Annotated in this window: 31 protein-coding genes; 20 read left to right on the top strand and 11 right to left on the bottom strand. The window is 54.0% G+C overall.

The annotated features are described in order from the left end of the window. Position 1: 1 nt before the first annotated feature. A complete protein-coding gene (locus MDHKLMBL_RS13420; protein WP_104271008.1) occupies positions 2-1,186 on the bottom strand; it encodes a thiamine pyrophosphate-dependent dehydrogenase E1 component subunit alpha in 1,185 nt (394 codons plus the stop codon). A 277-nt stretch (positions 1,187-1,463) separates the two neighbouring features. On the opposite strand from MDHKLMBL_RS13420, the gene MDHKLMBL_RS13415 reads away from it, so the two are divergent. From MDHKLMBL_RS13415 to MDHKLMBL_RS13400, 4 genes are all read left to right on the top strand, one after another. Continuing rightward, entirely contained in the window at positions 1,464-2,933 is a 1,470-nt protein-coding gene (locus MDHKLMBL_RS13415; RefSeq protein WP_104271007.1) for a malate:quinone oxidoreductase, read from the top strand. A 29-nt stretch (positions 2,934-2,962) separates the two neighbouring features. Further along, positions 2,963-4,699: an isocitrate/isopropylmalate family dehydrogenase gene (locus tag MDHKLMBL_RS13410; protein ID WP_104271006.1), complete on the top strand. Its 1,737-nt coding sequence runs from the start codon at positions 2,963-2,965 to the stop codon at positions 4,697-4,699. A 115-nt stretch (positions 4,700-4,814) separates the two neighbouring features. Then, a complete protein-coding gene (locus MDHKLMBL_RS13405) occupies positions 4,815-5,252 on the top strand; it encodes a PAS domain S-box protein (RefSeq protein WP_104271005.1) in 438 nt (145 codons plus the stop codon). Positions 5,253-5,337: 85 nt separating this feature from the next. Then, the gene (locus tag MDHKLMBL_RS13400; RefSeq protein ID WP_014577021.1) at positions 5,338-5,907 is read left to right on the top strand and encodes a pyridoxamine 5'-phosphate oxidase family protein; all 570 of its coding nucleotides are present in this window, start codon (positions 5,338-5,340) and stop codon (positions 5,905-5,907) included. Between the two features lie 5 nt (positions 5,908-5,912). On the opposite strand, the gene MDHKLMBL_RS13395 is transcribed toward MDHKLMBL_RS13400, so the two are convergent. Beyond that, positions 5,913-6,407, bottom strand: a complete 495-nt coding sequence (locus MDHKLMBL_RS13395) for a MarR family winged helix-turn-helix transcriptional regulator (protein ID WP_227499729.1) — start codon at positions 6,405-6,407, stop codon at positions 5,913-5,915. 148 nt (positions 6,408-6,555) lie between these two features. Between MDHKLMBL_RS13395 and MDHKLMBL_RS13390 the strand changes: the two genes are divergently transcribed. Continuing rightward, complete coding sequence (locus MDHKLMBL_RS13390) at positions 6,556-7,536, top strand: LysR family transcriptional regulator (protein ID WP_014577023.1); 981 nt, start codon at positions 6,556-6,558, stop codon at positions 7,534-7,536. 77 nt (positions 7,537-7,613) lie between these two features. Continuing rightward, complete coding sequence (locus tag MDHKLMBL_RS21000; RefSeq protein ID WP_014577024.1) at positions 7,614-7,784, top strand: hypothetical protein; 171 nt, start codon at positions 7,614-7,616, stop codon at positions 7,782-7,784. A gap of 68 nt (positions 7,785-7,852) precedes the next feature. Here MDHKLMBL_RS21000 and MDHKLMBL_RS13385 read toward each other — a convergent pair whose 3' ends face one another. Further along, positions 7,853-8,722 carry an AraC family transcriptional regulator gene (locus MDHKLMBL_RS13385; RefSeq protein ID WP_104271004.1) on the bottom strand — a complete coding sequence of 290 codons (870 nt, stop codon included), beginning with the start codon at positions 8,720-8,722 and terminating at the stop codon, positions 7,853-7,855. A gap of 109 nt (positions 8,723-8,831) precedes the next feature. Between MDHKLMBL_RS13385 and MDHKLMBL_RS13380 the strand changes: the two genes are divergently transcribed. The 8 genes from MDHKLMBL_RS13380 to ccoG all read left to right on the top strand — a co-directional run bounded on the left by MDHKLMBL_RS13380 (position 8,832) and on the right by ccoG (position 15,235). Then, positions 8,832-9,302, top strand: coding sequence for a YHS domain-containing (seleno)protein (locus MDHKLMBL_RS13380; RefSeq protein WP_062784365.1), 471 nt, complete (start codon positions 8,832-8,834; stop codon positions 9,300-9,302). 84 nt (positions 9,303-9,386) lie between these two features. Beyond that, entirely contained in the window at positions 9,387-9,671 is a 285-nt protein-coding gene (locus tag MDHKLMBL_RS13375; RefSeq protein WP_014421587.1) for a BufA1 family periplasmic bufferin-type metallophore, read from the top strand. Positions 9,672-9,676: 5 nt separating this feature from the next. Next, positions 9,677-10,588 (top strand): MbnB/TglH/ChrH family RiPP precursor modification enzyme, encoded by a 912-nt coding sequence (locus MDHKLMBL_RS13370; protein ID WP_104271003.1) that lies wholly within the window; start codon positions 9,677-9,679, stop codon positions 10,586-10,588. Then, positions 10,575-11,324 (top strand): HvfC/BufC N-terminal domain-containing protein, encoded by a 750-nt coding sequence (locus MDHKLMBL_RS13365; RefSeq protein WP_104271002.1) that lies wholly within the window; start codon positions 10,575-10,577, stop codon positions 11,322-11,324. Before MDHKLMBL_RS13370 ends, MDHKLMBL_RS13365 begins: the two co-directional genes overlap by 14 nt. A gap of 12 nt (positions 11,325-11,336) precedes the next feature. Continuing rightward, on the top strand, positions 11,337-11,792 hold the full coding sequence (locus MDHKLMBL_RS13360; protein WP_062784359.1) for a DoxX family protein: 456 nt from the start codon (positions 11,337-11,339) through the stop codon (positions 11,790-11,792). A 109-nt stretch (positions 11,793-11,901) separates the two neighbouring features. Then, positions 11,902-12,240 (top strand): thioredoxin family protein, encoded by a 339-nt coding sequence (locus MDHKLMBL_RS13355; RefSeq protein WP_104271001.1) that lies wholly within the window; start codon positions 11,902-11,904, stop codon positions 12,238-12,240. A gap of 84 nt (positions 12,241-12,324) precedes the next feature. Next, on the top strand, positions 12,325-13,725 hold the full coding sequence (locus tag MDHKLMBL_RS13350; protein ID WP_104271000.1) for an aminotransferase-like domain-containing protein: 1,401 nt from the start codon (positions 12,325-12,327) through the stop codon (positions 13,723-13,725). Positions 13,726-13,840: 115 nt separating this feature from the next. Beyond that, on the top strand, positions 13,841-15,235 hold the full coding sequence (ccoG, locus tag MDHKLMBL_RS13345; protein WP_104270999.1) for a cytochrome c oxidase accessory protein CcoG: 1,395 nt from the start codon (positions 13,841-13,843) through the stop codon (positions 15,233-15,235). 66 nt (positions 15,236-15,301) lie between these two features. Here the strand turns inward: ccoG and MDHKLMBL_RS13340 are convergent, their stop codons facing one another. The 3 genes from MDHKLMBL_RS13340 to MDHKLMBL_RS13330 form a co-directional block, all read right to left on the bottom strand. Further along, complete coding sequence (locus tag MDHKLMBL_RS13340; RefSeq protein WP_241956235.1) at positions 15,302-15,637, bottom strand: hypothetical protein; 336 nt, start codon at positions 15,635-15,637, stop codon at positions 15,302-15,304. A gap of 361 nt (positions 15,638-15,998) precedes the next feature. Beyond that, on the bottom strand, positions 15,999-16,469 hold the full coding sequence (locus MDHKLMBL_RS13335) for a nuclear transport factor 2 family protein (RefSeq protein ID WP_088557309.1): 471 nt from the start codon (positions 16,467-16,469) through the stop codon (positions 15,999-16,001). Between the two features lie 46 nt (positions 16,470-16,515). Then, on the bottom strand, positions 16,516-17,112 hold the full coding sequence (locus MDHKLMBL_RS13330) for an RNA polymerase sigma factor (protein WP_049784467.1): 597 nt from the start codon (positions 17,110-17,112) through the stop codon (positions 16,516-16,518). Positions 17,113-17,301: 189 nt separating this feature from the next. Between MDHKLMBL_RS13330 and MDHKLMBL_RS13325 the strand changes: the two genes are divergently transcribed. Next, positions 17,302-17,871 (top strand): TetR/AcrR family transcriptional regulator, encoded by a 570-nt coding sequence (locus tag MDHKLMBL_RS13325; protein ID WP_104270998.1) that lies wholly within the window; start codon positions 17,302-17,304, stop codon positions 17,869-17,871. 26 nt (positions 17,872-17,897) lie between these two features. Here MDHKLMBL_RS13325 and nrtS read toward each other — a convergent pair whose 3' ends face one another. The 3 genes from nrtS to MDHKLMBL_RS13310 are packed head-to-tail and all read right to left on the bottom strand — an operon-like array spanning position 17,898 to position 19,875. Continuing rightward, the gene (gene nrtS, locus MDHKLMBL_RS13320) at positions 17,898-18,143 is read right to left on the bottom strand and encodes a nitrate/nitrite transporter NrtS (RefSeq protein WP_014577039.1); all 246 of its coding nucleotides are present in this window, start codon (positions 18,141-18,143) and stop codon (positions 17,898-17,900) included. Next, complete coding sequence (locus tag MDHKLMBL_RS13315; protein ID WP_104270997.1) at positions 18,130-19,551, bottom strand: dihydrolipoyl dehydrogenase; 1,422 nt, start codon at positions 19,549-19,551, stop codon at positions 18,130-18,132. The genes nrtS and MDHKLMBL_RS13315 overlap by 14 nt, the downstream gene beginning before the upstream one ends. A gap of 30 nt (positions 19,552-19,581) precedes the next feature. Further along, positions 19,582-19,875, bottom strand: coding sequence for a glutaredoxin family protein (locus MDHKLMBL_RS13310; RefSeq protein ID WP_241956234.1), 294 nt, complete (start codon positions 19,873-19,875; stop codon positions 19,582-19,584). Between the two features lie 220 nt (positions 19,876-20,095). Here MDHKLMBL_RS13310 and MDHKLMBL_RS13305 point away from each other — a divergent pair, with 220 nt between their 5' ends. Further along, positions 20,096-20,926 (top strand): alpha/beta fold hydrolase, encoded by an 831-nt coding sequence (locus tag MDHKLMBL_RS13305; RefSeq protein WP_104270996.1) that lies wholly within the window; start codon positions 20,096-20,098, stop codon positions 20,924-20,926. Positions 20,927-20,984: 58 nt separating this feature from the next. Here the strand turns inward: MDHKLMBL_RS13305 and MDHKLMBL_RS13300 are convergent, their stop codons facing one another. Continuing rightward, positions 20,985-21,236 (bottom strand): hypothetical protein, encoded by a 252-nt coding sequence (locus tag MDHKLMBL_RS13300; RefSeq protein WP_088557304.1) that lies wholly within the window; start codon positions 21,234-21,236, stop codon positions 20,985-20,987. 292 nt (positions 21,237-21,528) lie between these two features. Between MDHKLMBL_RS13300 and MDHKLMBL_RS13295 the strand changes: the two genes are divergently transcribed. The 4 genes from MDHKLMBL_RS13295 to MDHKLMBL_RS13280 all read left to right on the top strand — a co-directional run bounded on the left by MDHKLMBL_RS13295 (position 21,529) and on the right by MDHKLMBL_RS13280 (position 25,002). Continuing rightward, the gene (locus MDHKLMBL_RS13295) at positions 21,529-22,554 is read left to right on the top strand and encodes a lipid A deacylase LpxR family protein (protein ID WP_241956233.1); all 1,026 of its coding nucleotides are present in this window, start codon (positions 21,529-21,531) and stop codon (positions 22,552-22,554) included. A 117-nt stretch (positions 22,555-22,671) separates the two neighbouring features. Next, positions 22,672-22,995 (top strand): thioredoxin, encoded by a 324-nt coding sequence (trxA, locus tag MDHKLMBL_RS13290; protein WP_104270995.1) that lies wholly within the window; start codon positions 22,672-22,674, stop codon positions 22,993-22,995. A gap of 103 nt (positions 22,996-23,098) precedes the next feature. Next, on the top strand, positions 23,099-24,052 hold the full coding sequence (locus MDHKLMBL_RS13285; RefSeq protein ID WP_104270994.1) for a LysR family transcriptional regulator: 954 nt from the start codon (positions 23,099-23,101) through the stop codon (positions 24,050-24,052). Between the two features lie 191 nt (positions 24,053-24,243). Further along, positions 24,244-25,002: a BUD32 family EKC/KEOPS complex subunit gene (locus tag MDHKLMBL_RS13280; RefSeq protein ID WP_041645203.1), complete on the top strand. Its 759-nt coding sequence runs from the start codon at positions 24,244-24,246 to the stop codon at positions 25,000-25,002. Between the two features lie 111 nt (positions 25,003-25,113). Here MDHKLMBL_RS13280 and MDHKLMBL_RS20995 read toward each other — a convergent pair whose 3' ends face one another. Next, complete coding sequence (locus MDHKLMBL_RS20995; protein ID WP_167450406.1) at positions 25,114-25,257, bottom strand: hypothetical protein; 144 nt, start codon at positions 25,255-25,257, stop codon at positions 25,114-25,116. Between the last annotated feature and the right edge of the window lie 241 nt (positions 25,258-25,498).

Here is a 25,498-nt window from a genome sequence, read left to right as displayed (position 1 = left end):
CTCAAGCTCCTCCCTTGGCGTGTTCGGCACTCTTCGGGTATTCGTCCGGGTGACGGCCGATGTGCGCTTTCAATTTTTCGAACTGCTCAACCAGGGCAGGTGGCACTTCGTCGTAGACGTCGCTTACCAGGGATTCGAGCGGTGGTGGTGGACGCTTCTGGGCACGTTTCATCGTTTCCAGTACTTCGCGGCGCATGTTTTCCTGCAGCTGCTTTTCGTCGTCATCACTCCACCATTTCTTGCTTTCCAGCCAGAGGCGCATACGCAGGATAGGATCTTTCTCGCGCCAAACTGCTTCTTCATCCTTGCTGCGATAGCCGGAGGGGTCGTCCGAGGAGGAGTGGGCGGCCAGGCGATAGCTCATGGCCTCGATCAATACCGGACGGTTGTGTTCCACGGCCAGTTTGCGGGCTTCCTGAGTGGCCTGGTACATGGCAAGAATGTCGTTTCCATCCACGCGGATCACGTCCATCTTGTAACCGTAAGCCCGGGGTGCAACGCCGTCGGCAGCAAACTGTTCGGCGGCCGGCGTGGAAATGGCGTACCCGTTGTTGCGGCACAGGAAGATCACCGGCACCCGATGAACCGCAGCCATGTTCAGGGCAGCGTGAAAGTCGCCTTCCGAGGCAGCGCCTTCACCAAAATAGGTAATGGTGCAGAGACCTTCGCCCCTGAGTTTCTGACCATAGGCATAGCCCGCGGCTTGGGGAATCTGGGTGGCCAGCGGCGAGGAAATGGTCATGTAGTTCAGCTTCTTCGAACCATAGTGGACCGGCATCTGGCGGCCCTTGCCATAGTCCATCTCGTTGCCGAACAACTGGTTCATGAATTCATCAATGGTAAAGCCGCGGTAGGCCAGGGCACCTTGCTCCCGGTACTGCGCCATGATCATGTCGCCATCGTCCAGTGCTGCCGCACTGCCGATCACGGCAGCTTCTTCGCCGGTACACTGCATGTAAAAGCTCAAGCGGCCCTGCCGTTGGGCAGCAAGCATTCGCTCGTCAAGAATTCGGGTAGTGACCATGGCCCGGTATATGCGGAGGGCCTTGTCTTTGTCGAGATCAGGAGCTTTGGCGCTCTTGTAGAGCTTGCCGTCCTGTTTCAGGAGCTTGAAGGTGGGAATCCGGAATTCCGCACCGTCGGTAAACACTGGGGAATACACAACTTTGGACTTTGTTGTTGTCATAATCCTCTTCCTGGGGTAGTGGCCTGAGGAACAAACACTCCTTGTGGGAGTGTAGTTAATGTCATTGTAGACAGCCTGGCGAAATCTGGTGTGATTCCCGCCAGTTCATGTTTACCTTAACGTAAACTGCGAAACAGGGGTAGACCCTTCTGTTCAGAATTTTCCTTTGTTAAAGAACGCTCGGCACGCGTTTTCCGTGTCTGCCGAAGCGTGCTACCGTCAATACACACACTTTTCCAACCTTGTTCAGACATTCGACTCACGCGGGTAGGTTTTAATGAACGTAATTATCATTGGCGCAGGGATCATGGGCACAACTTTCGCGACTCTAGCGAAAGAACTGGCACCGGAACTGGATATCACCATTCTCGAGAGACTGGATGGCCCCGGGGCAGGCAATTCCTGGGTGTTCAATAACGCCGGAACCGGGCATGAGGCGAATTGTGAGCTGAACTATACGCCGGTGGACGAAGAGGTTATTTCAGTCGAAAAGGCGGTGAAGATTCACGCTCAGTTCAATGTGGCCAAGCAGTTCTGGGCGTACCTGATCCAGAAAGGGGCCATCAAAGACCCCAAATCGTTTATCAACCAGACCAAGCACTGCACCATCGTCTCCGAGCCTTCTATTCAGGAACTGAAGCTCCGGTTCAATGAGATGTCGTCCCACCATTTCTTCGAACAGATGCGTTACTCCGAGGATTTCGACGAGATCAAGAGCTGGATTCCATACACCATGGAGGAGCGGCCCAGACACGAGAAAATGGCGGCGACCGTTATCGAGACGGGCACGGACGTCAACTTTGGCGCCCTCACAGAGCAAATGGCCAAGCATGCTGTTGACGATCTTGGGGTGAAAATTGAATACGGGACGCACGTCAAGCGAGTGCATCGCAGCCCCGCCGGAAGTTGGCTTGTGGAAACCCAGAGCAGGGGCGTTGATCGCCGCTACAAGGCCGACGTTCTTTTCGTCGGTGCCGGCGGAGGGGCTTTCCCGATTCTGAAAAAGAGCCACTTGCCATTCGCGCGCCGCTTTACCGGTTTTCCCGTTGGCGGCCGGTTCCTGCAGGCCGAGATCACCGCCGAGCAGGCCGAGCAGTACAGAGCGAAAACTTACGGAAAGGCGAAAGTGGGTGCACCTCCGATGTCCGTTCCCCATCTGGACCTCCGGGTTTCGGATGGAAGGTATTATCTTCTGTTTGGTCCTTTTGCCTCCTTTAAACCGGTGCTGGAGCGGGGCCGGGGGTTCCTGGACTACCTCCGCTCCATGCGCCTCCACGATATCCCGAGCCTGCTGAATGTCGCCATTGAGCACTTCCCGTTGGTCAAATATCTGGTTTCAGAGACCTTCAAGGGTGAAAAGAGCATGTTCGAGGAGCTGGACAGTTTCGCACCGGGCATGAGCAAGAAGTTCAACTGGAAAGCCGTTGAGGCCGGGCAGCGGGTTCAGATCATCCGCGACGGAGATCTGCAAATGGGTACAGAGATCCTCGTCTCGAAAGACAAGACCTACGGCACGCTCCTGGGGGCATCGCCCGGAGCGTCGGTATCGCCGGAAGTCATGCTACGTTGCCTTGAACAGCTTTTGCCGTCTATTTTTACCAGTGAGGAAGCCGGCAAAAAGAAAAAAGAGATATTCCCCGAGGACAATCTGGATTTCCTGGCGAAAAATCCCGAGCGTTACCGAGAGATCCGGGATGCCGTCAATGAACGGCTAGGGATCAAGCAGTCGGCATCGCAGCAGGACTGACCAGGCCAACAAACAGCAGGGAGATTTTCATGGACAGTAGAATCAGTGTGACCTCGCCCCTTGTAATCCTTCACGGCGACGAGATGGCTCAGGTTGCGTTTGAACACATTCTCAAGAAGTTTGTGAGCTCACGGCTTGATATTCAGCTTGAGGAAATCGATCTGTCCGCGGAAAACCGGCTGCTGACCAATGGCCAGGTGGTTATTGATGCCATCGATTCGCTCCAACGCCACGGAGTGGGTGTAAAGAACGCTGGCATGACGGTAAACCGCCAGCAGTTGGAGGACTTGCTCAGGAAACACCCGGATGTGGATGGCGAAAATCTGCACCCGCTGGCGACCAAGTCCCCCAATGGTGCGATCCGCAAGGGCATCAGTGGCAATATTACCCGCGAGGATATCCAGTTCCGCAACCTCAACATCCGCCGCCCCCAGTGGGTCGGGCGTGACATTGAGGTGGATACCATGGAATTCGGCGGCATCAAGGACAGCTTTAACCAGCTTTCCCTGGCAACCGGCGTGGTCAAGCTGATGTTTGTGGGCAGCAGTGGCGACCCGGTAGAGCTTCATCGCCGAGAGATTCGCAAAGGCGATCCGTGGCTGCTTGCGACGAATGACATCGAGGATGTGAAAGCCTGGGCGCATCGCTTTTTCCGGCGTGCAATCGCAGAAAAGCGAGACGTATACCTCGGCCTCAAGGATACGGTGATCCCCGGCTACGATGGGGCCATGCGCTCGGTGATCGAGGACATCTATCACAGTGACTACAAGAAGCAGATTGAAGACCTGGGGCTGAATTACTACTACGAACTGATTGATGCCCAGGCAGCCCGCATTGTTTCCAATCCGCCGGAGCGTGCGCTCTGGGGTGTGCCGGATAACACCACCGGGCGCAAACTGCTCAAGCTGGTGAACCAACTCAAGGAATTCGGCATTCCAGGCCGCGGGGCTCATGTGTCCATCTCACGTATGAGCGCTGGCGGCGGCGACCAGTATGGTAGCTTTAACATGGCGGCCAAGGAGGATGGCATTCTCAAGGTGATCGTCGACGGTGAGGAGAAGCATGCCCGCCGGGTTCGGAAAGGCGACCCAATGTTGCTTATGTCCAATGACCGTGAAGCCATCAAAGACTGGGTTCTGCAAGTCTTTCGGGATGCCTCGCGCAAGGACAAAGAGGTGTATTTCGGTCTCAAGCGCGAGTACATGGAGTACGACGAAGTCTACAGCGAGGTCATTACCGAAGTGCGCAGGGAACTGGCCAGTGAGCATACACCGCCGCCCTCGTTCATGATCATGCGGCCGTCCAGCCAGCTAAAAAAGATGATCACGGATCCACCGAGAAATGCGCTTTATCCCTCCCAGAACCTCGACGGCGATATCTTCTCGGACATTTCCGCCGCTCTCGGGGGAAGCCTGGCGACGGCCAGTTCAATCATCGAGAGCAAAGACGGAACCATGCTGTTCGAGGCGCCCCATGGCACCGCCCATGATCTTTACCTGAAGTATCTCGAGAGCGACGGTAAGGTAGCTCATTTCAACCCATCGGCGCTGATTTTTGCGCTGGGCAACGCCTTGGAAACTCTGGGTGAGCGCGAAGGCAACGAGCCCCTGAGCCAGTATGCGGTGCAACTGAAGGCAGCATTGACCGACACCGTTGACCGGGGCATTGTCACTGCCGATCTTAAAGGCAAGACCGTGGAACCGGATTCGGAACAAGTGGTCGATATGATTGGTTTTCTGGAGGCGGTGGAAAAGGCGCTCCAGTGAGCCGTTGACTCCCTGATCCGGTTAAAGGCGGCAACGTAAGGTTCTGGGGAGGGGCAACAGCCATTAATTTGCTCCCATACCGAAGAACAGACCTTTCAGACAGGAGCCGCCTCTGATGGCGTTTTACAACCGAAAGAAACTGGAATTACAGGAAGCGCTCGCAAAGCTTGAGGCTGCCGAAAACCGTATTCAGGAACTGGAATCGGATTTCCAGGCCGTTGAGAAAGCCATGGCGGTTCTCGTTATGACGCAGGATGGCATTATCGAGCGGGCGAACCACAGGTTGTTGGACTTGCTCGGCTATCAGCCAGAGGCCTTGATCGGTCAGCACCATCGGGTTCTTTGCACCAACGACTACGCGAAAAGCGAAGACTACATCCGGTTCTGGCGTGAGCTGGTTACCGGTAATGTTAAAAAGGGACGCTTTCCAGCTGTCCACGCTGACGGACACGAACTCTGGTTAGAGGCTAGCTATTCGCCGGTGAAGGGAGAGCAGGGCGTGGCTACGCGAGTCATTGCTCTGGTTAACTCGGCACAGACTGCCGAAAAATAATGGCTGTGCGCCGTAACATCTGGGCCGGTCGGGTTACTGATAGCGAATAGGAACGCCAACGTAGCAGAATCCGCAGGAGCCCAAGATGGCGCACAAATTTGCAGAAATAGCGTTTACCAGAACCGTAAAACAGGTTCAGGAGGAAATGGGCAGTCGCTCCGGTTATGCATCCATTGAGACCGGTCCTGACCGCAATAACGTTCTGAGGGATCGCGAACGCGGTTTTATTGAGGCCCGTGACAGTTTTTACATCGCCAGTGTTGGCGAAACCGGCTGGCCCTACATCCAGCATCGGGGCGGGCCGGCCGGCTTTCTGAAGGTGATTGATCAGTCGACAATCGGCTTTGCCGATTACTCTGGCAATCGCCAGTACATCACCACGGGCAACGTACTCACCAATGATCGCGTCTCGCTTTTCCTGATGGATTATCCGAACAGGAGGAGACTCAAACTGCTCGGACGAATGACTCTGGTTGGCCCCGAACAGCCGGGGATTCTGGAGCAACTGAGCGACAGCGATTACAAAGCACTGGTTGAAAGGGGCGTGATCATCCGTGTTGAAGCGTTCGACTGGAACTGTCCGCAGCACATAACCCCGCGATACACGCAGTCAGAAGTTGAAGCGTTGATTGACTCAATGGCCAACGATGGCTGAGCGCTTCAGAGGGTCGACTGCAGTTTGACGCTATAGCGCCTTAACTTGCCGACAGTCTCTGACCAGTCATCGGCCCCTACCATCTCCGTGAATTCATTGTGCGCGTCTTCCCACCTTGCGAGGGCCTGTTGGTAGATGTCCTCGCCCTCTTGCGTCAGAGAGAGGCCCAGGGAACGTTTTTGCCCCGTCGGCCGGGACTCGAGGAGCCCCTTGGCAATCAGCTTTTCGACCGTTCTCTGGAGTGAAGTTCTCTCCATCCCGAGGAGTTCCGCAAGTTCGTTTATGGAGTTGGGCGGAGAAAGCTTGATTGCGTTGAGTATGGAGAACTGTGTGATCCGAAGCCCTGTCTCCGCCAGGTGATGGTTGTAATGACGGGTTACCAGGCGTGAGAAAACGCGGGAGTAGAGGGCGGCGCAGGTTCTGGCAACATCCAGCGGCGTTGTTTCTTGTGATGAGTGGTCGACCATGATGGCAATCCGATAAATGAAGTGTATATGCATGATGGTAGGTTTCATCCCCCGAATAGTCCAGCGAGCCACTGGACAAGACCGAGTGAATTAAGACATCTGTTCCGTAACAGATTGGTGTTGCGAACGTCTGTGCAATAGGCGTCAGTTTTCTCAGTCTCCCAATGACAAGCGAGGCATTATGAAAAACCAGGAACTCAACCTACTGCACGTATTCAGCGCGATTATGACGGAAGGTTCCATCACCAGAGCGGCGGATCGTCTCGGCATGACCCAGCCCGCCGTTTCAAATGTGGTCTCAAGAATGCGAACGGCCTGGAAAGATCCTCTCTTTGTAAAACGGGGGCGGCAGGTGGAGCCAACCTCCTATGCCCAGAGTCTCTGGGACCAGATCCGCAATCCCTTGCACGAGCTCTCCAACGCGGTAAATTCCACGCGCTTTACGCCAAGCGAGTCGCGTCGGACGTTCCGGGTTGCTGTCACCGACCTTATTCTTGAGATGGTCTGGCAACCGCTGGTTTCCGAGTTACAAGAGGCGGCTCCGGGCATTGACTTGCATGCGGTTCCTTTCTCGCCGGCTACCGCAGCAAACCATCTGCGCGAGGCCAGCGTGGACTTTGTGATCGGTTTTTTCGAGCAGCATGATCACAGCCTCAGAAGCCTATGGCTCTTCGATACCGGCTACGTTCTTGCTATGAGGAGCGGGCACGAGCTGAGCGGGCGGCCCGTCGATCTCGAGTCTTTTCTTTCAGCCCAGCACCTTCTTGCAACCATGTCTGGAGAGGCTCACGGTGTTGTAGACGACACTCTGCACAGGCGAGGACTGGAGCGGAGAGTGGCGGTTACCGTCAACCATTTCTCCGCAGTGCCGAATTTGCTCAGGAATTCGGATCTGGTAGCCACGATTCCGGAGGTCATCACCGGAGACTGTGAGTTTTGTGCTGGTATTTCGCTCACAAGCCTACCGATTGACGTGGAGCCAACGAGTCTGTACTTGGCGTGGCACACCCGCCATGACCGGGATCCCGGAATCATCTGGATCCGGAGTGTTATCGAGCGTGTGGCAAAGGCGTGCTGGGCAAAAGCAATGGCCGCCCGGGAGCTTGATTGTGGGCCGCTGACCGTCATTGAGCCCGGTTTGTACAATCGGCCCAGTAACTAGAACGCCTGTCCATTTGTCGGGCAGCTCCAGTGGTTAGTATTTCTCTCGTAGACATCAACCACTGGAGAAAACCCATTATGAAAAACGTCACTTCCAAAGCACTGCTACTTGTTTCTATTGCCCTGATCTCGGCGTCTGCAAGCGCCTCTCTTGCCGATCGAAAATCAGATGTTGATGATCACGGTGAGGCCGTAAGCAGCCCTTACTCAGGCCAGAAAGTCATTCGTGGTCAGGTCGTTTTGAAATAGCACACAGTCACAAAAAAGGGGGCAAGGATTCGTAATCCTTGCCCCCTTTTTTGTTGCGCCTTCAGTATCTAGGCAACGTGCGCTTTTTCGGCAACGCTGGCGCTTACTGCCTCCGCTGCTGTCGTGTTCAATTTTTTCCATTCCCTGGGTGTCATCCCGGTGTTTTTCTTGAAGGCCCTGGAAAATCCCGATGCATCCTCGTAGCCCACTTCAAAGCAGATGATGGACATGGGTTTGTCTTTGAGAATCAGCTTCTTCGCAGCAGCTATCCGGGTGTTCTGGACGTATTCGCCGGGTGCCAATCCGAGGATGTTCTTGAAATGTTGAATGAAGGTTGATCGGGACATGGTTGCAACCTCTGCCATCCTGTCCACGGACAGATCGCCATTCAGGTTTGAGTCGATGCAGCTTAGTACCTTACTTAGTTGCCTATCCGCCAATGCCGACAACAAACCTTTCGGCGTTTCTCCATCCGAGACGACATGCCGAAGCACATTGACAAATATCACCTCAACCAGGCGATTCATGACGGCATCTCGCCCTTCCTGCGCCGCTTCGGCCTCCGCGAACAGCACATCCACGAAGGACCCAAGCCCCTGAACCGAAGATAGAGGCAGCACCACGGAGTCGGGCAGGGCGTCCAGGACAGGGTTCCGTGAACCTGTCTGGAACTTGATTGAAGCGCAAATCATCTCCGCGCCCTCACGATTGGCACCAAAGAGCTGATGCGGTTGGGAGCGAACCGAAAAAATCATGGTCGGTTCTGACAGCGTGAGCTTCTCCCGGTTCGCTTCAATAATGTCGAGCACTCCGGATCGAAGCACGTGGATGTAGCCGGTTCCTTCTTCTTCGAAGGACGCCAGCCCGCAGAGCTGGCCCCGGAAGAAAACGCCGGCGTTCACATTAAGTTGGTCGAGGATGTAAGAAAGCCTGTCCATAAGCACTCCAGATAATTGGCATAGAAGTTTGAACGATCGTACGCATTCAGTACCGCTCGAAGCCTTATTGTTTCAAACGTAGTCATCATTCATTCAAAGGAGATACCCAATGACTCGTTTCAACAAACTTCGTGCCTTCGTTGCTGTTGCTGCCTTGAGCGCTGCCTCTGGTGCTTTTGCTGCCGATATCGACATGAACGCCGACGCCAATGATGTTGCCATCAGCGGTTACGACCCGGTGGCCTACTTCTCTGATTCAGAGGCTACCAAAGGTTCTGCCGAATACACCGCTACCTACAAGAACGCGATCTACCATTTCTCCAGCGCAGAGAATCGTGATCTGTTTCGTGCCGACCCCAGTGCCTACGCGCCCCAGTACGGTGGCTACTGTGCGTTCGGCGTAACCATGGAGAAGAAGTTCGACGTTGATCCTGAAGCCTGGCGGATTGTCGACAACAAGCTTTACCTGAACCTGAACAAAGACGTGCAAACGCGTTGGCTCACGGATGTACCTGGCTTCATCGCCAATGCCAACGACATCTGGCCCGAGATCAAAACTGTGGAAGCAGCCGAGCTGTAATCCTCTGGCAACGATATGAGCACGTCCCGGGGGCCTTGGCGTTTTCGGTCGAGGACCCTGAAACAAACTGTGAAGGTGATCGATATGAACCAGAAACTTCTTTTCAGTGCGGCACTGGCCGCGGCATTGGCCGGTGCCATGTCTGCTCCCCTGGCTCACGCAGGTGGCAAAGAAAAGTGTTACGGCATTTCGCCTGTAGGTGGTAACGATTGTGCGAACCTTGCCGGTACCCACTCCTGTGCAGGGCAGTCCAAAGTCGCCAACGACCCCGGTGAGTACAAGATTGTCGAGAAGGGCACCTGTGAAGATCTGGGTGGCTTTGACAAGGAAACAGCCCTGAAAATCATTGCTGAGAAAAGCAAAGGTTAAGTGGCATGGGTAATCGTCAGGACAACGTCCCAGCCAAGCCCGAACTCGCGAGCAGCACTGTTGGGGTAGGGTTGCGACCAGACCATTATCAGGACGTTCTCGAGCACACCCCTTCGGTAGATTTTCTTGAGGTGCACTCGGAGAATTTCTTTGCGGAGGCAGGAATCGCTGTCGATGTGTTGAAGGAGGTTTCGGCAAGTACGCCAATCAGCCTTCATGGTACTTCGGCAGGTCTGGGCTCCGTTGAGGCGATTCCTGACGATTACCTCAAGCGACTCAAACGTCTTGTGGATCGGGTTGACCCGATATTGGTGTCAGACCACCTGTGTTTTACCTGGGCAAGGATCGGTGGACGGCTCTTTCATGGTGGTGATCTTCTGCCGATTCCCTACACCGAAGACAGTCTCAGGCACGCGGCGAACAACATTGACCGAATGCAACAGGCGCTGGGCCGCCAGATCGCGGTGGAGAACGTCTGTGCGTACATCGAGTTTGACCACAATGACTTCGACGAGGCCGCCTTTCTTAATGAAATCGTTGCCCGCACGGGCTGCGGTTTAATCCTTGATATCAATAACGTGATGGTGAACGCCCGTAATGCGCGAGTAGGCGATCCGGCGGATTTTGTTGACGATTATGTTGCCTCTCTCGATCACTCCGCCATTGCGGAAATTCATCTTGCGGGCTCAACGCCCGTGGATCGGGAAGAACTGCTGATCGATGACCATGCCTGCCCGGTACCCGAGGCTGGGTGGCACGCCTATGGGCGTGTGCTCCGAAAGATCGGCCCGCGGCCCACGTTGATTGAGTGGGACAACAACCTTCCATCATGGCGCGAGCTTCAGGGTGAAGCCATCAAGGCCAGGAAAGCACAACGCCGTGTATTGAACAGGGAGCGAAGCCATGAACCTGTCTGAATATCAGAGCCAGTTTCTGGCGTTCCTGTTCGGCGATATTAAGAACCCTGGGCTGCCCAATTCAGACGTGTATCGATTTGGCGTAGAGGCGAAAGCGGTTCGAGCCCTTGAGCACAGCTATCCGACGGTAAAGGCACTACTAGGACCGTCTGCTTTCGAGGAACTGGCCCTGGATTATTTCAGAGTGATCCGGAAACAGAGCGGCGATTGGAGTGATTTCGGCTGGGGATTTCCGAGCTGGATCATCTCGCATCGGATTTCAGACCGGGCTCCCTATCTCTCTGATGTGGCGCGACTCGACAACTACGTGGGCCGGGTCGAGCGCAGCCAATATCAAGAAGTGGACTTCCAGAGCTTTTCTGCGATTGGCGAAGATCTTTCGACCTGTCGGCTCATTCTCAATAGCGGGCTTGAGTTTTTCAGGTCCGTTTATCCGATCGCCAGCATATGGGAAGCACACAAAAGCCACACCCCGCAGGACACACTCAGCTTTGCCCAGGCAAAAAGAATGATCGCCAAAGGCCGGGGCCAGAACGTCCTGGTCTATCGATCGGGTTGGCGAGGGATGGCGGAAGCCATTTCTGAAAAGGATATTGCGCTGCTGGAGCGGCTGAGAAAACAGCCAAGTATTGCCGAAGCCTTCGGTGAAGGTGTTCTGGATGAAACGAATTTTACCGGTTGGCTGCAAGACATGATCTCAAAAAGGGTCATCGTCGGCGCCAGAACCATTCATTGAGAGGAAAATGATATGAAAACGTTAGCTTACAGTTTTTATGGATTAAACGATTCGGTCCAGCGAATTGTCGGCGGCATGCTACCTGTTGCACTTCTTCTTGGACGTCTCTACGTAGCATGGGTCTTCTTCAAAGCCGGCCTGACAAAGATTGATGACTGGGGAACAACACTGTTTCTGTTTGAAGAAGAGTACAGCGTTCCGCTGTTGAGCCCCGAGATCGCAGCTTTCCTCGCAACGTTCGGAGAACTGGTTTTTCCGGTTCTTCTGGTGATTGGCCTGTTCTCGCTTGTGTCCTCGCTGGGGCTTTTTGTCATCAACATTGTTGCAGTTATCAGCCTTGAAATGATCGCGCCCGCAGCCGAACTGTATCACGTGGTCTGGGGCCTGATTCTGATGGCATTGGCCATGTGTGGCCCAGGCCTGTTATCGCTGGACAAACTGGTTGGAAACCGTTTGAGGAGAGCCTGAGCCGGTCCTGTTTACCCCTTGGCGTATTCGGTTTTCACCCTCGCATCGACATTGTTCGCCGAATACGCCCTTTTTATTCCTGAAGAACTTTCCCCGGAGGAAATTCGTTGTGCCGATTGTAAATCTGAATACGTTTGACGAGCTGGGCGATCTGGCAAATCGACATGAGTGGTTGTTGCTGGATTTCTGGGCTCCCTGGTGTGCACCGTGCAAAGTGATGAACCCGGTTATGGAACAGTTCAGCGAATTGAACCAAGACACAGCGGTGATCAAGGTTGATGTGGATCAGAAGCATGACATCGCAGCAAAGTTCGGCGTGCGAGCCATCCCAACGCTGGTTTTGCTCAGGCGTGATCAGTTCATGGGTCAGGAAACCGGGTCCAAATCTCTGAAGGATCTGGCCAGCTGGATCGACGGGCTGAAGCAAAAGGTATCCCAACTGGCGTGAATTGTTGTCGTTTTTGAGAGTAAACTCAGTTTGCCGGGCCCGCGCCCGGCTTTTTTGTGAGAAGGCGGGGAGACAGATCAGACCATGGCAAAGCCATTGCCGAGATACCAGAAACTTGAGGTAACCCTGCGAGACCAGATTGAAACGGGTCGATGGCGAGCTGGCGAGCGGCTCCCCTCAATAAGATCACTCTGCCAGGACTATCATCTCTCCAAGATTACTGTGCAGCATGCGCTGCAGCGACTGGAAGCGCTCGGGCTCATAGAGGCCCGGGAACGCAGCGGTTTTTTTGTTGTATCTCCCCAGAACAAATTCGAGGTTCCCGGGCAAGCACCGACGCCGGACGAGCCAAAGCCTGTGTCGGTAAGCCAGGTATTCCAGGACATAATGACCCGCAGCGCGGCTTTTGATCTGCTGCCGGCTTGTAACCGGGATGAGCCGCCACCGGGGATCATTCAACTCAACCGGTCGATCGGTCGGGCTCTGAGGCGGCAGTCCACAAGATTTCAGTACTATGACGAGCCAGCAGGGGATCAGGAATTGCGTAATCAGATCGCTCTGAGAGCCGCCCGAAGAGGTTGGATTGCGCAAGCGGATGACTTCTGTATCACGTCGGGGTGCCAGCAATCGTTGTTTCTCGCGCTGATGGCTGTTTGTAAGAGTGGCGATGTGGTCGCGGTGGAAACTCCCGGGTTTTATGGCGTGCTGCAGCTACTTGAACAGCTTCAATTACGGGTGATCGAGATACCTGCATCGCCGGAAAGTGGCATGAATGTGAGCGCGCTTGAGGATGTACTGAAGGTCTGGGATGTTAAAGCTTGTGTGGTGTCGCCAGCGTTTGCTACGCCTACCGGTTCTGTCATGCCGACTGAAGCGCGGAGAGGGTTACTGGCGCTGGCAGATCGCCATGACGTCGCCATCATCGAGGATGACATTTACGCTGAATCTGGCTGGTTGAACGTGCCCGATACACTGAAAGCCATCGACACCTCTGCCCGGGTTATCCACTGCAGTTCCTTTTCAAAAGTTCTATCCCGCGATCTCCGTCTTGGATGGGTTTCAGGTGGAAGATGGCATGACGAAATCCTCAAACTGAAACTGACCTCCCAGTTGGCGAGTAGCCGATTCCTCCAGGAAGGCGTGGCAGGTTTCATCGCTGAGGGCGGTTACGCGTCGTTTTTGCGCCGCCACCGGCAGGACTTGCGGCGGCGACGGGATCAGTTGCTTGAGCTTCTGAGTGGCTGGAACGTCTCTCTGCGGGTAACAACCCCCCATGGTGGTCTGGCTCTCTGGGTAGAGCTTCAGGAAGACGTCGACACACTGAGGCTCTACGGCAGGGCGCTGGAGGAGGGGATTGTTATTACGCCGGGAAATCTCTTCTCTGTATCCGGAAAGTTCTCCAACTGCCTTAGAATCAGCTTTGCTCACCCCTGGAACGCCGCCCGTGTTTCCGCCTTGAAGAGACTCCCTGAATTAATGATCTGAACTTCCACCAACTGTCCCTATAAAAATTTAAAAAAGTGGTCCTGCCCCCATTCATCGCGACCGATTATCCTCCTGCCTTCCGTTTCTGATCGACCATGGCATAGGTGCGAAGCAAATGAGTCGCCTGATCTCTGTTAAACAGATTGAATCTCCTGCTCCGGCCCCTGGGGCCACCCACAAAATCCAGCCCCGAAGCTTTTCCGGCGTTTATCGCCGACTCCGGATCGCGGGAGGACTGGTACTTTTCGCACTGTACTTCGGTGTCGCGTGGCTGGATTGGGGCGGAAGGCAGGCTGTGCTCTGGGATCTCGCAGAGAAGAAATTCCATATTTTCTCTGCGACGTTTTGGCCGGAAGACCTGGTGTTGCTTGCCGCGATTCTCCTGATCTGTGCCTTCGGCCTGTTTTTTTTGACGGTTCTGGCGGGTCGAGTGTGGTGTGGATACGCCTGCCCGCAAAGTGTCTGGACATGGGTTTTCCTGTGGGCAGAGCGATTGGCAGAGGGAGATCGGAACAGGCGGCTCAAACTCGATGCCGCACCTCTCACCGCCAATAAAGTTGCTCGCCGGGGAATGAAACATGGTCTTTGGTTGCTGATTGGACTGGTTACGGCCATCACCTTCGTGGGGTATTTCACGCCTATCCGGGGCCTGGTCGCTGACCTTATTGCCATGGAAGCTTCGGGCTGGGCGGTCTTCTGGATCTTCTTTTTTACCAGCGCCACCTACCTGAATGCGGGATGGCTGAGGGAGAAAGTCTGTTTCCATATGTGCCCCTACGGCCGCTTTCAGTCATCCATGGTAGATGCCGATTCCCTGGTTATTTCCTACGATGCCGCGCGGGGGGAACCGCGAGGCTCACGTAAAAAAGACGATCTACAGGTCTCTCAAGAGCTTGGAGATTGCATCGATTGCCAGATGTGTGTGCAGGTATGCCCGACCGGTATCGATATCCGCGATGGCTTGCAAATGGAATGTATCGGATGTGCCGCGTGTATCGACGCCTGCGACTCGATCATGGACAAGATGGGATACGCCCGTGGATTGGTACGTTACGCCAGCGAGCGCGACCTGAAGGGAGGGAAAACGAACCTTCTGAGGCCACGACTGGTGGGGTATTTTGTGTTCCTCGCCTTGATGATTGGACTTTTTTCCTGGGGCGTGGCGTCCAGACCACTGGTAACCCTCGACGTCGAGAGGGATCGCGGAATGTATCGCTATACAGGCGGGGGCAACATTGAAAACAGCTATTTGCTCAAGCTTACCAATAAAGACAGTAGCCCGAGATACCTGGTGATCGAGGTTGGCGGTTTTGAAGAATTTTCAACCACAGGTCCCGGAGGTATCGTCGTTGGAGCAGGTGAGCGGGTTGAAGTCCCATTATCTGTCGCTGTTCCATCCTCTTCCCTTGATTCCGGGGCCAACGACGTTGTTTTTGAGGTCAGTACGCTGAATCAAGAAGGGGCAGTGATAACCGGCACCACCACCTTTCTTGGCCCCCCTAAACACTGATGGGATCGGTTTTTGGGATGAACAAAGGGACGGCCGCGAATCTCCATGAGCCGTCCCCTTGGCGGCCTAGGGATTCAAGATGCGATTCAGTTCACTCTCTGGAGGCAGACCAAGGCGCATCTTCACATTACCGGTGGAATCTTTGTAATAAATTCCGGGAGTGGCACTAACGCCGAGGTCGGACATCAAGCGGTTATTCGCTTCCACCTGGGCTTTGCCTCGCTCCGAGGCTGCATGTACCGGCACGATGCCTCCACTTCGGAAGGTCTCAAAGTTCTTGATGTACGCGCCGTGAGGTCTGTTCGAGCCAAGGATTGTTGAGGCTTTCGCAATACTGTCGCTGGCAAGCACTCCGACCACAATATGCCTGATTTGAACTTTGCCCTCGTTAATCCAAGGCAAGGCGGCTGTCCGGAACCTGTGACAATAATCGGAGCATGACTCCCGGAGCCATGAGCTGTTGCCGAGAAGAGAAAGGCCGCACTGATCACTGCCGCCAGCCCAGAGATCTTTTTGTCCATGACGTTTACCCTTTTTCAGAGGTGGATCAAGTCGTTGAGGGCTCTAATCTAGTGCTTTTCAAAGGCGGGAAGGCGGCGAATCGTGCTGAAAACTCGGCAGGATGTCTGAGAAGCAAACTCGGGGAAAAAGCGATGGGAAGATTGCGAAAATTAAGGCGGCGCCCGTGGGCATTAAAGTATCACTGGGCCGCCGGAATGGGATATGGCGCAGCATTCCCGGAGGGAACGCAACGCCGCAAACATCAGAGACCCAGGTCACTGAGGCCAGGATGGTCATCCGGTCTACGACCGAGTGGCCAATGGAAAAGCCTGTCTGACTCTTTGATGGGACTGTCGTTGATGCATGCGAAACGGCGCTGCATCAGGCCGTCGGCATCGAATTCCCAGTTTTCGTTTCCGTAGGACCGGAACCAGTTTCCACTGTCGTCGTGCCACTCGTAGGCATATCTCACGGCAATGCGGTTGTCAGTGTAAGCCCACAGCTCCTTGATCAGGCGGTAATCCAGCTCACGATTCCATTTACGTGTGAGGAACTCCTCGACCTGTTTGCGGCCATTGGCGAACTCGGCCCGGTTGCGCCAGCGTGTGTCCTCTGTGTAGGCGAGGGCGACCTTCGCAGGGTCACGGCTGTTCCAGCCATCTTCTGCAAGGCGGACTTTTTCAATGGCACTTTCCCGTGTGAAGGGAGGTAGTGGTGGACGTTGGGTACTCATAGGGTTTCTCCAGTTGTGGCAAAACACAGTAACAAGGCCGCCTTGATTAGAGCAGGGCGGCCAACTCGTTTCGTGCACGGTGCAGAATGACCCGCAGGTTTCCGTGAGAAATCTCCAGCACTTCAGACACCTGCGAACCTGTCATGGGGCTCATGCCCTTCAGCAGAATCGCGTTAGCGTGGTCCCGATTCATCTTCTTCAATTCAACGCGAATGCGTTCCTGAACCTTTGCAGTCTGGGTAGCCAGCTCCGGTTCGCTAAGATGCCCGGCGGTGCCACTAAATTGGTTGTCCTGAGAGCTATCGGATAACAGGGCGAGGCTGGGCGTTGCGGGAAACTCTTTCCGATTTTCCCGATACGTGTTGAAGGCTTTATTGGTGACAATACGGCACAGCCAGGTCTTGAGTGACGAACGGCCCTCGAAAGACCCAATGGCTCCAATGGCCGCCATCCAGGCCTCCTGAGCGATATCTTCGGCAACGGCTGCAGAGGTATATTTGGCCGCAACTCTCAGCATTACCGGATGATATCTCCGGTAAGCTTCCGCAAAGGCTTTCGGGTGTCCGGCCTGCAAGCCATCAATCAGATCAGCTTCAAGCCCAAACACGGGCGCCTGCCGGGTAGTTTTGATTTGTATGTCCATCGTGCTCTTCTCCGTGCCGTGTTCGCTGGTGATTCGCTAATGAAACCGACAACAACACCAGTCAAAAAACACCCTGTTCATAACGGCGCGTGGTATTTCTTGAAGTAGACAAGTCGGTCTATTTTTAATTCTAGACAGATCTGTCTAATTTGGTCAAGATATATTCAATGAAAAAACGGAGGTCCGCAGATGGGACGAAGACAGGTTTTAATTGATACGGCATTGAGACTGTTCTATGAACATGGGATCCACGCTATCGGTATTAACCAGGTGCTCCAGGAGTCAGGTGTAGCAAAGCAAACGCTCTACAATCATTTCGAGAGCAAGGACAGCCTGGTAGAGGCTGCTGTCGAGCATCGCGACAAACTGTTTTTCCAATGGTTGGAGTCGCGAATGAGCAGTCAGCCCGCGGGAAGAGAGGCACTCATGGAGATGTTTGATGCGGTGCATGATTGGTTTAACAATCGCGTACCGACACTGCATCGTTTCTATGGGTGCTTCTTTATCAATACCTGTGGTGAGTACAGCGATCCCGAGCACCCGGTACACAAACGATGTGCGGCTCATAAGACCAGGATTTTTGAACTCCTGAAGCAGCACACCCGGGAAATCTGCAGTTCAGAAGCCGATGCAGAAGAGTTGGCTAATGCGCTGTTTTTGTTGAAAGAGGGCGCCATTGTAAAAGCGCATGTTGAAGGCGATCTGGACGCAGCACTAAAGGCTAAGGGGGTTGCCTCAAGAATGATATCGCCGCACTGAGACACAGTGCGGCAATATTCGAGTGGTTAACGATACCTTGAAACGGGCACATTCAGTCCGGAGGATCTCTGGCAATCCCGTTCGCTGGACAGTTTACCGAGCATGAAAACGCAGAATGGGACGCAGTAGGTCAAGACTGCCGGCAGCCATTGAATTTTCTGATATCCAAACAGCGCATCATGTTGGTTGATCAGCAATAGAATCGAACCTACTACAAGGGCAACCTTTGCCGCCTGTTTGTGGTAACGCCGGAACAGTTCAAGCAACTGCATGGGATGCCTCCTCACGTTCTATCTTTTTCAACTGTTCTGCCGCATTCCGGAAGGCGGTGCGAACACCTTCTTCAATAACCGGGTGATAGAAAGGCATCCCGAGTATCTCGTTTACCGTTAGAGACTGTTGCACGGCCCAGGCCAGAAGGTGACCAATATGCTCCGCAGCCGGTCCAAACATTTCTGCGCCAAGCAGAATGCCGCTGTGCTTGTCTGCGTAGACCTTGAGCATGCCCTGGTTTTTGGCCATTACGCGGCTTCTTCCCTGGTTGTGAAAGCTGACCGCCCCAGTGATGAAGGTGTGTGGCGCCAATTCGTGCGCTCGCTTGCCTATGCTGGCAACCTGGGGGTCGGAAAAGACAACGCCCAACCCGGCACTTCGATGGCCGCGTTCCACAGTGGGAAAGGTTCCCGCGTTGCTGCCCGCGATACGCCCCTCATCTGAAGCCTCATGTAACAGGGGCAACTCATTGTTGGCGTCACCCGCAATGAATATGTGCGGTGCACTGGTTTGCATGGTGTACCGATCAGAGTCTGGAACGCCGCGGGCATCCAGGGCGATGCCGGTATTCTCGAGGCCGAGTTTGTCAGTGTTGGGAATGCGACCGGTTGCGGCCAGTACATAATCAACCACTACCGTGTGAACGATGCCTCCGGATGTGCGATAGGTCACCTGCACGCCGTTCAGGGTTTCCTTTGCTGCGAGAACTTCCGCGTGAAGGACGAGATCAAATTCGGACTGGAAAGTATCCGCAGCAATTTTCCGGATTTCGGAGTCGGCAATTCCACCGACCGATTCGTTGCGCGACAGCATCGTAACGTTGACGTTGAGTCGGCTTAGGGCCTGCCCCAATTCCAGACCGATAACACCGGCCCCGACAACAAGTACGGATGTCGGAAGATGTTCCAGTTCGAATACATCGTCGTTAACGAGCAGGCGGTTACCCGCGCCCTCCAGTACTTCAGGAATAAACGGTCTGGAACCTGTTGCAATAACAATCCGGTCGGCAGTGATTTCAAGACCGTTATCAATCTGCAAACGATGGGTATCCACGAACCGTGCGTAACCACGCACCTTATGGCTATCGTCAAACTCGTCGACATCGTCAACAACAAACCCGACGAACCGGTCGCGTTCTCTTCTAACGCGTTCCATGACCGCAGCACCGTCGGTTTCAACCGTCGGGACATTAAGCCCGAAAATCCCCGCATGCCTGGCGCCATGGGAGGCTTCTGCGGCGGCAATCAGAAGCTTACTGGGCATGCAGCCGACACGTGCGCAAGTGGTGCCATAGTGACTCCCTTCAATCAGCGCGATGCTGTCGGTATGTTTGCGAGCTTCGCGATAGGCACCCATACCGGCTGTGCCTGTGCCAATAATGGCAACATCAACTTTGCGTTTGAGCATTTTCGCTCTCCTGAATGTTGTGAGGATCGTTCACAAGGTTTGATTGTGATCAGCCGACTGGGCGGCATGGCGCTGGAGGTAATGCACGATGTCCCGGGATTCGTACAGCCAGCGAACCTCTCTGTTCGATTCAATTCTCAGGCAAGGAACCTGTGCCCTGCCGCCACCTTTGATCAGTTCCTCGCGGTAGGCCGGGTTTCTGGCGATATCACGTTCTTCCACTTCGATGTCGATGTGCTTCATCGCAGAGCGGGTGTATGCGCAAAAAGGGCATGAACGGTAGTGGTACAAAGAAAACGATGTGGCTTGTGAGCTGACAGACATGAGCTGTCTCCCTGGTCGTGAATGTGAGTGCCATTCTCCGCAGTTTGACCAAGGAGGAGGTGGCAGGACGGTTGGAAAAATTATCCATCTGTCTGAACTCGGCGCTTGAGGCGATTGCGTGTACAAGAAATGAACAACTAACGCTTGCATCGTCTTTGAAGATGTATATACACTTTATAAAGATGAAGAACCGGTGTTCAACTAATTTAGGAAGACGGAAATGAACCTTTCTCTGAATATGTTTCAGGCTGCGTTCGGTGTTTACAGCCGATTGCTGCCATCCAGCGCGGCATCAAAAGCTGTCGGATTGATGACCAGTCCCCGAATCAAGGTCGAAAGGCGCGCCTCATCCCGTGAATTGTTTGAGAGGGTGGTGCCACTCAATAACGATGGCTTGCTGTCAATTTATGGGAGTGGGCCAAAGAAAGTTCTGGTCCTTCATGGGTGGTCGGGTTGGATCGGTCAATTCAGGGATCTGATCCGTGAGATTGATCCGGATGAATGCACCGTTTATGCGGTTCATCCGGCCGGCCATGGCGATTCAACGGCCACCAAATCTCATCCCGGACGGTTTATTGAGGCCGTTCTGGACGCCCATGAATACGTGGGGAGTTCTTTTGATGTTGCGATCGGGCATTCACTGGGCGCTGCGGCCCTTGTATACGCCCAATCCGCCAGGGGGTGCTTCGACCGTCTGGTACTGGTTTCAGGCCCGGCAACGATAGAGGGCGTGCTAAGTCGATTCGCCCGGTTTGTAAATCTTGGCGAGCGCAGTAAACGTCTTTTTGTTCGCGACATGGAAGAAACGGTAGGACTGAGTGTTGATCGATTGGATCTGATTGCGCTTGCGCCTGGAATCGAGGTACCCGTTTTGCTCATCCATGATGATTCGGATTCGGAAGTTCCGGTTACTGAATCCGTTGCACTGAACGAGGCGTTTCCAAGGAGCCGTTTAACCCATACAACGGGGTATGGCCATAGCCGGCTGTTGCGGAATCCGGAAGTCGTTCGAGAGATCGTCGAATTTACACATTCACCGTTCCGACCATAACCCGAGACTGAAAAAAGCACCGTCCATGGTGCCAGGACGCAAATGAGACATCTGAGACTCAACCGTGGCTTTCGGGCTGCACCTGGCCACGGATAACGATCTGACCGCTGTACGGAGCAGGTTTGGCCGCATGGTTGTCGGCGTCGCGATCCTGAATCTCACCGCGAATCACGATTTGGCCGCTGTAGGGAGCGGGCTGAGCCTGCTCGGAGCGAGGTTCGTCTGATTTGCGGTCTGCGAGGGTCGCATGAGCGGGCAGGGCAGCCACGGTAATAAGGGAAGCCAGGGTAACCAGTGCAAATTTACGCATTTTCAATTCTCCACAGTTTGAGTTGATTTAGCTGACTCCGATACCGGAATCGGTCGGATATCAGATGAGCAAATTGTGGGACTGAACAATGTGGAGGAATAATTCTGAAACGGTATGGCAAACATCATTGCCAGTGATGGGGGTTGATTACGACTGCCCAAAAACCGCACGTATTACTACTTATCTATCAACCGAGGTGATGTTTTAAATATCAACGCTTGATTAGTTCTGAGGGCCAGGAGTTCGAAAAATAGCAGCCATCTTTTCTACCGACACAATTTCGGAGTTGGCTATGATTTTTCGATTTTTGACCGTTTCTCTTATGGGCGTTGTTTTGGCTTCGTCAGCGCTGGCAGAGTCGGCGGATTCGGTGCTTGCGCTCTCCACGGACAACGACCTGTTCGCGCCAACGCAAACGGATCGGGATTACACCGCGGGTGTAGCGATTACCTATTCCTCCAATTCCGAGGATTTCATTGGGAATCCGGTGTCCAGGGTGAGCCAGGGTCTGGACAGTTTTGTGTTGCCCTATCTGGGTCAAGAGGAAGGGAGCCCGCAAAGCGCCGCGATTGAGCTGGGGGTGTATGGCTTCACCCCTGAGGAAATCAAGGAATCCGAGATTGATCGTAGTGATCGGCCCTACAGCAGTCTGGTCTACCTGTCCTCAAGCCAGAGTTACCAGGCTCTCGGCGTCGATTCGGGCTGGACGACATCCATGACCGTGGGTGTTCTGGGACTCGATGTATTCAAATCCGGCCAGAACGCGGTCCACAAAGTGGTAGGTAGCGACCGCGCGAACGGTTGGGACCATCAGATCTCGAATGGTGGTGAGCCGACTTTCCGATACTCGGCGGCGTATCACCAGTACCTGGATGCCAGCCAGTCGGATCAAAAGTTTAAAGTGACCTATTTCGGATCGGTCGGATACCTGACCGAGTTTGGAGCAGCATTGGTTTTCCGGGATGGCCTGATTTCCTCTCCGGACAACCGATTTAACCCCGAGCTGATGGCCTACGGTGAGCGTGCGCCCGGAGTTTCTGCACCAGGCGGACGTGAGAATTATTTCTGGGGCGGGGTGTCGGTGAAAGCCCGGGCTTACAACGCCTTTCTACAAGGCCAGTTTCGCGAATCGGACCATGAACTGGATGCCAATGATCTGAACATCCTGCTGGCTGAAGTATGGGCTGGTTATACCCACAGTTTCCTGGCGGGCACCGAGCTCAGTTATGTGTTGCGTGTTCAGAGTTCCGAAATCAAATCCGGGACGGGAAATCGCACGCTGGCCTGGGGCGGGCTGGTATTCAGCAAACGGCTTTGAAGTCCGGACCGACACTCATCATTAGGGGAAATAGAACTTATACCGTCCAGTAATTGGTTTTTCCGCGCAGCCGGCTGCAGTGTGTGAACCAATCTATTTGTAAAAGGAGTGGAACTTATGAGCAACATGATCGAAGTAACCGATGTAAATTTTGAGCAGGCCGTTGTACAGAGTGATCGCCCTGTGCTGGTCGATTTCTGGGCACCCTGGTGTGGTCCCTGTAAAACAGTAGCTCCCATGTTGGAGGCAATCGCTGATGAGTTTGGCGATGAGCTGACCATCGCCAAAGTGAACGTCGACGACAGTCCCGATGTGACTGCGAAAATGCGTATCAGGGGCATCCCAACGTTGGCACTGTTTCAGGATGGTGGCGTGATTGCCCAGAAAACCGGTGCCGGCAGTCTGAGTGAACTGAGAACGTTCGTGAAAGGAAACTTGTAAACCTCTTCAGCGGCCTCCCCATCGGGAGGCTTCTTCATACTGCAATTGCGGTTCGGGTTCTTCCGGGCCAGACTTGTCAGGGTCCATCCTTCAGGAACGTTGAATGAAAACGCAAGAACTTCAGCTGTTGTACATTTTTGATGCGATCATGACCGAACGCTCCGTGACCCGAGCAGCTGATCGACTTTCCATGACTCAGCCTGCCGTCTCCAATGCGATTTCCCGAATGCGCCAGATCTGGAACGATCCATTGTTTGTGCGAAAGGGTCGTAACATCGAGCCAACGTCTTACGCGCTCAGTCTGTGGGATCAGGTGGGGGATCACATGTACGCATTGACGAATGCGGTGAGTGCCACGCAGTTTGATCCGGCAACCTCAAAGCGGAAATTCCGCATAGCGGTCACGGATGTGACTGTTGAAATGATCTGGCGACAGCTGATTGAACTTCTTGAGGACCAGGCGCCGGGGGTTGATATCCACGCCGTCCCCTACACGCCGGAGGGCACGTACGAAGATTTGCGCGAGGCGCATGTTGATCTCGCGGTTGGCATGCTTACCCAGCACGATCACAGTTTGCGAAGTACGTGGTTGTTTGAAGGCGGGTATGTTCTGGCGATGCGCGCCGACCACCCGCTGGCTGGCAGGCAGATTACCATGGAGGAATTTCTCCAGGCCCGGCACCTGCTCGTGACTATGTCGGGGGATGCGCACGGATTCGTGGACAGCTACCTTGATCAGAAGGGCCAGAGCCGACGCATTGCCGCGACGGTAAACCATTTTTCGATTGTTCCCCAGGTCCTCAGGGATTCAAACCTGATCGCAGCGGTCCCCGAGTTGATAAGCCAGGATTGTGGCTTCGTGGATGGGCTATGGATGGGGCAGTTGCCTTTCGAAGTAGATCCAACCAGCCTGTATCTCATCTGGCACACACGCCACGACCGTGATCCCGGAATCGTGTGGTTGCGGAACCACGTGGAACGGCTCCTTCGCGAGCGCTGGCACGACATTATGACCAACTCGCCCTGTGGCCGGTCTGCAGTAAAAGCCATCGCCTGAAACAATTAAACATTCACTCATCATTTTCCGTGATGACAAAGATACGGCAACGGAATTATTCAGCCTCCCGAAAACTCCCAATAATCCTAAGCAGATGTCGCGAATTGCGGCATTGGCAAGGGCTCGGTTGAACCACGATTGATCCGGCCAGCTTGCCCAATAATCTGCATTTTTTGGAGTTGGGAGGGAGAATGAACGGCCAAACGAACTGCTCGTCTATGGGCTCCAGCTGGAAGCCTGCTGCAATCACCGATACCGCTGACCAGAAATGGTACAAGCCAATCATTTCTTTAAATGCTGATCAGAGTGGCAACAGGGACGTGTACAAGGCTTTCCGATTCTCCCGGGGCCTTCTCGGGGCATACTTCCGGTTCCTTGCATCCCATGAGTACAGAATGCTGAGGAAAGTCGAGCACCTGGATTTCACCCCCGATCAGGTCAGGCGCCCATCAGACGCCGCGCCCACCATCCATTATCGTCTGATCGAGGGAAGGCCGGTAAAGGAGATTGCGGCAGGCAAGGGTGTACCGGACAACTTTTTCTCACAGCTTTTCACGGATGTGAAAACCCTGCACCAGCATGGCGTGGCCCACATGGACCTTGGCAATTCCGGAAACATTCTGGTTTCGGGGCGTGGCGACCCTGCAATCATCGATTTCGGCTCAGCCATTCCCCTGAGTTGGCTCCCAACACCCCTTCAGGGCTGGGCTTGTCGCAAGGATATCCTTGGAGTTCTGAAGCTCTGGCATCGTTTCGATAGTGAATCCATGCCTTTGTTTCTTGTGCATTACTACCAGAGCAATTATCGCAAAAACATTTACACGCCCAGGCGCTTTCTGAAGGCGCTGAGGCGTTGGGTAACGGGAGGCGCTGACAAAGAAGGCCTGTCCGGATTGACGACCGTGATCAGTGTGTTCTTCGGTCTCCTGGTACTGGTTTCTTTCACCTAAAGAGCGGCGTTCGCCGCTCCATTTTATGCCTTCCGGCTAACGAAAACTGGTGAGCGAACCAGGCAAAAAAAAGGGCGGTCACTTTGACCGCCCTTCTTCGTTGTAATCAGCTTAGTTGCTGATACCAAGCTCGACTGTTTCGATCGCTGGATTGTTTCCACGTTCGATATCTTCCTGGCTTACACCTTCAGCCTGTGCGAAAGCAGAGAAAGCGATTACAGAGAAAACGAGAAAGAACTTGTTGATTGCGTTCATGTGATATTCCACCTTTTAAGAGAATTAAGTTAGACAGCATCGCCGTATTGGCTTGATGGTTATTCTCTTGGTTTCCCGTCCTCAGAAAAAATTGCTTTGCGGTATACATCACATCAGGTGGTAATCCCCCCATTTTTAGCGGGGTTCAAAAGTAGACCTCAGGCCATCATGGCCAACTTCTGTTGAGGAGTAATCCCTCCGAGTCCCATATTGGGTCGTTCGTGATTGTAGTGCCAGAGCC

The organism is Marinobacter flavimaris (genome assembly GCF_002933295.1).
In the GTDB taxonomy this organism is placed as follows: Bacteria; Pseudomonadota; Gammaproteobacteria; order Pseudomonadales; family Oleiphilaceae; genus Marinobacter; species Marinobacter flavimaris.
The sequence above is the reverse complement of the archived record's forward strand: the minus strand, read 5'-3'. Positions and strand labels throughout refer to the sequence as shown.

Coding starts and splice junctions, on each gene's coding strand:
- MDHKLMBL_RS13420 (WP_104271008.1), bottom strand. CDS start 1,186: ATGACAACAACAAAGTCCAAAGTTGTGTATTCCCCAGTGTTTACCGAC.
- MDHKLMBL_RS13415 (WP_104271007.1), top strand. CDS start 1,464: ATGAACGTAATTATCATTGGCGCAGGGATCATGGGCACAACTTTCGCG.
- MDHKLMBL_RS13410 (WP_104271006.1), top strand. CDS start 2,963: ATGGACAGTAGAATCAGTGTGACCTCGCCCCTTGTAATCCTTCACGGC.
- MDHKLMBL_RS13405 (WP_104271005.1), top strand. CDS start 4,815: ATGGCGTTTTACAACCGAAAGAAACTGGAATTACAGGAAGCGCTCGCA.
- MDHKLMBL_RS13400 (WP_014577021.1), top strand. CDS start 5,338: ATGGCGCACAAATTTGCAGAAATAGCGTTTACCAGAACCGTAAAACAG.
- MDHKLMBL_RS13395 (WP_227499729.1), bottom strand. CDS start 6,407: ATGCATATACACTTCATTTATCGGATTGCCATCATGGTCGACCACTCA.
- MDHKLMBL_RS13390 (WP_014577023.1), top strand. CDS start 6,556: ATGAAAAACCAGGAACTCAACCTACTGCACGTATTCAGCGCGATTATG.
- MDHKLMBL_RS21000 (WP_014577024.1), top strand. CDS start 7,614: ATGAAAAACGTCACTTCCAAAGCACTGCTACTTGTTTCTATTGCCCTG.
- MDHKLMBL_RS13385 (WP_104271004.1), bottom strand. CDS start 8,722: ATGGACAGGCTTTCTTACATCCTCGACCAACTTAATGTGAACGCCGGC.
- MDHKLMBL_RS13380 (WP_062784365.1), top strand. CDS start 8,832: ATGACTCGTTTCAACAAACTTCGTGCCTTCGTTGCTGTTGCTGCCTTG.
- MDHKLMBL_RS13375 (WP_014421587.1), top strand. CDS start 9,387: ATGAACCAGAAACTTCTTTTCAGTGCGGCACTGGCCGCGGCATTGGCC.
- MDHKLMBL_RS13370 (WP_104271003.1), top strand. CDS start 9,677: ATGGGTAATCGTCAGGACAACGTCCCAGCCAAGCCCGAACTCGCGAGC.
- MDHKLMBL_RS13365 (WP_104271002.1), top strand. CDS start 10,575: ATGAACCTGTCTGAATATCAGAGCCAGTTTCTGGCGTTCCTGTTCGGC.
- MDHKLMBL_RS13360 (WP_062784359.1), top strand. CDS start 11,337: ATGAAAACGTTAGCTTACAGTTTTTATGGATTAAACGATTCGGTCCAG.
- MDHKLMBL_RS13350 (WP_104271000.1), top strand. CDS start 12,325: ATGGCAAAGCCATTGCCGAGATACCAGAAACTTGAGGTAACCCTGCGA.
- ccoG (WP_104270999.1), top strand. CDS start 13,841: ATGAGTCGCCTGATCTCTGTTAAACAGATTGAATCTCCTGCTCCGGCC.
- MDHKLMBL_RS13335 (WP_088557309.1), bottom strand. CDS start 16,469: ATGAGTACCCAACGTCCACCACTACCTCCCTTCACACGGGAAAGTGCC.
- MDHKLMBL_RS13330 (WP_049784467.1), bottom strand. CDS start 17,112: ATGGACATACAAATCAAAACTACCCGGCAGGCGCCCGTGTTTGGGCTT.
- MDHKLMBL_RS13325 (WP_104270998.1), top strand. CDS start 17,302: ATGGGACGAAGACAGGTTTTAATTGATACGGCATTGAGACTGTTCTAT.
- nrtS (WP_014577039.1), bottom strand. CDS start 18,143: ATGCAGTTGCTTGAACTGTTCCGGCGTTACCACAAACAGGCGGCAAAG.
- MDHKLMBL_RS13315 (WP_104270997.1), bottom strand. CDS start 19,551: ATGCTCAAACGCAAAGTTGATGTTGCCATTATTGGCACAGGCACAGCC.
- MDHKLMBL_RS13310 (WP_241956234.1), bottom strand. CDS start 19,875: ATGTCTGTCAGCTCACAAGCCACATCGTTTTCTTTGTACCACTACCGT.
- MDHKLMBL_RS13305 (WP_104270996.1), top strand. CDS start 20,096: ATGAACCTTTCTCTGAATATGTTTCAGGCTGCGTTCGGTGTTTACAGC.
- MDHKLMBL_RS13300 (WP_088557304.1), bottom strand. CDS start 21,236: ATGCGTAAATTTGCACTGGTTACCCTGGCTTCCCTTATTACCGTGGCT.
- MDHKLMBL_RS13295 (WP_241956233.1), top strand. CDS start 21,529: ATGATTTTTCGATTTTTGACCGTTTCTCTTATGGGCGTTGTTTTGGCT.
- trxA (WP_104270995.1), top strand. CDS start 22,672: ATGAGCAACATGATCGAAGTAACCGATGTAAATTTTGAGCAGGCCGTT.
- MDHKLMBL_RS13285 (WP_104270994.1), top strand. CDS start 23,099: ATGAAAACGCAAGAACTTCAGCTGTTGTACATTTTTGATGCGATCATG.
- MDHKLMBL_RS13280 (WP_041645203.1), top strand. CDS start 24,244: ATGAACGGCCAAACGAACTGCTCGTCTATGGGCTCCAGCTGGAAGCCT.
- MDHKLMBL_RS20995 (WP_167450406.1), bottom strand. CDS start 25,257: ATGAACGCAATCAACAAGTTCTTTCTCGTTTTCTCTGTAATCGCTTTC.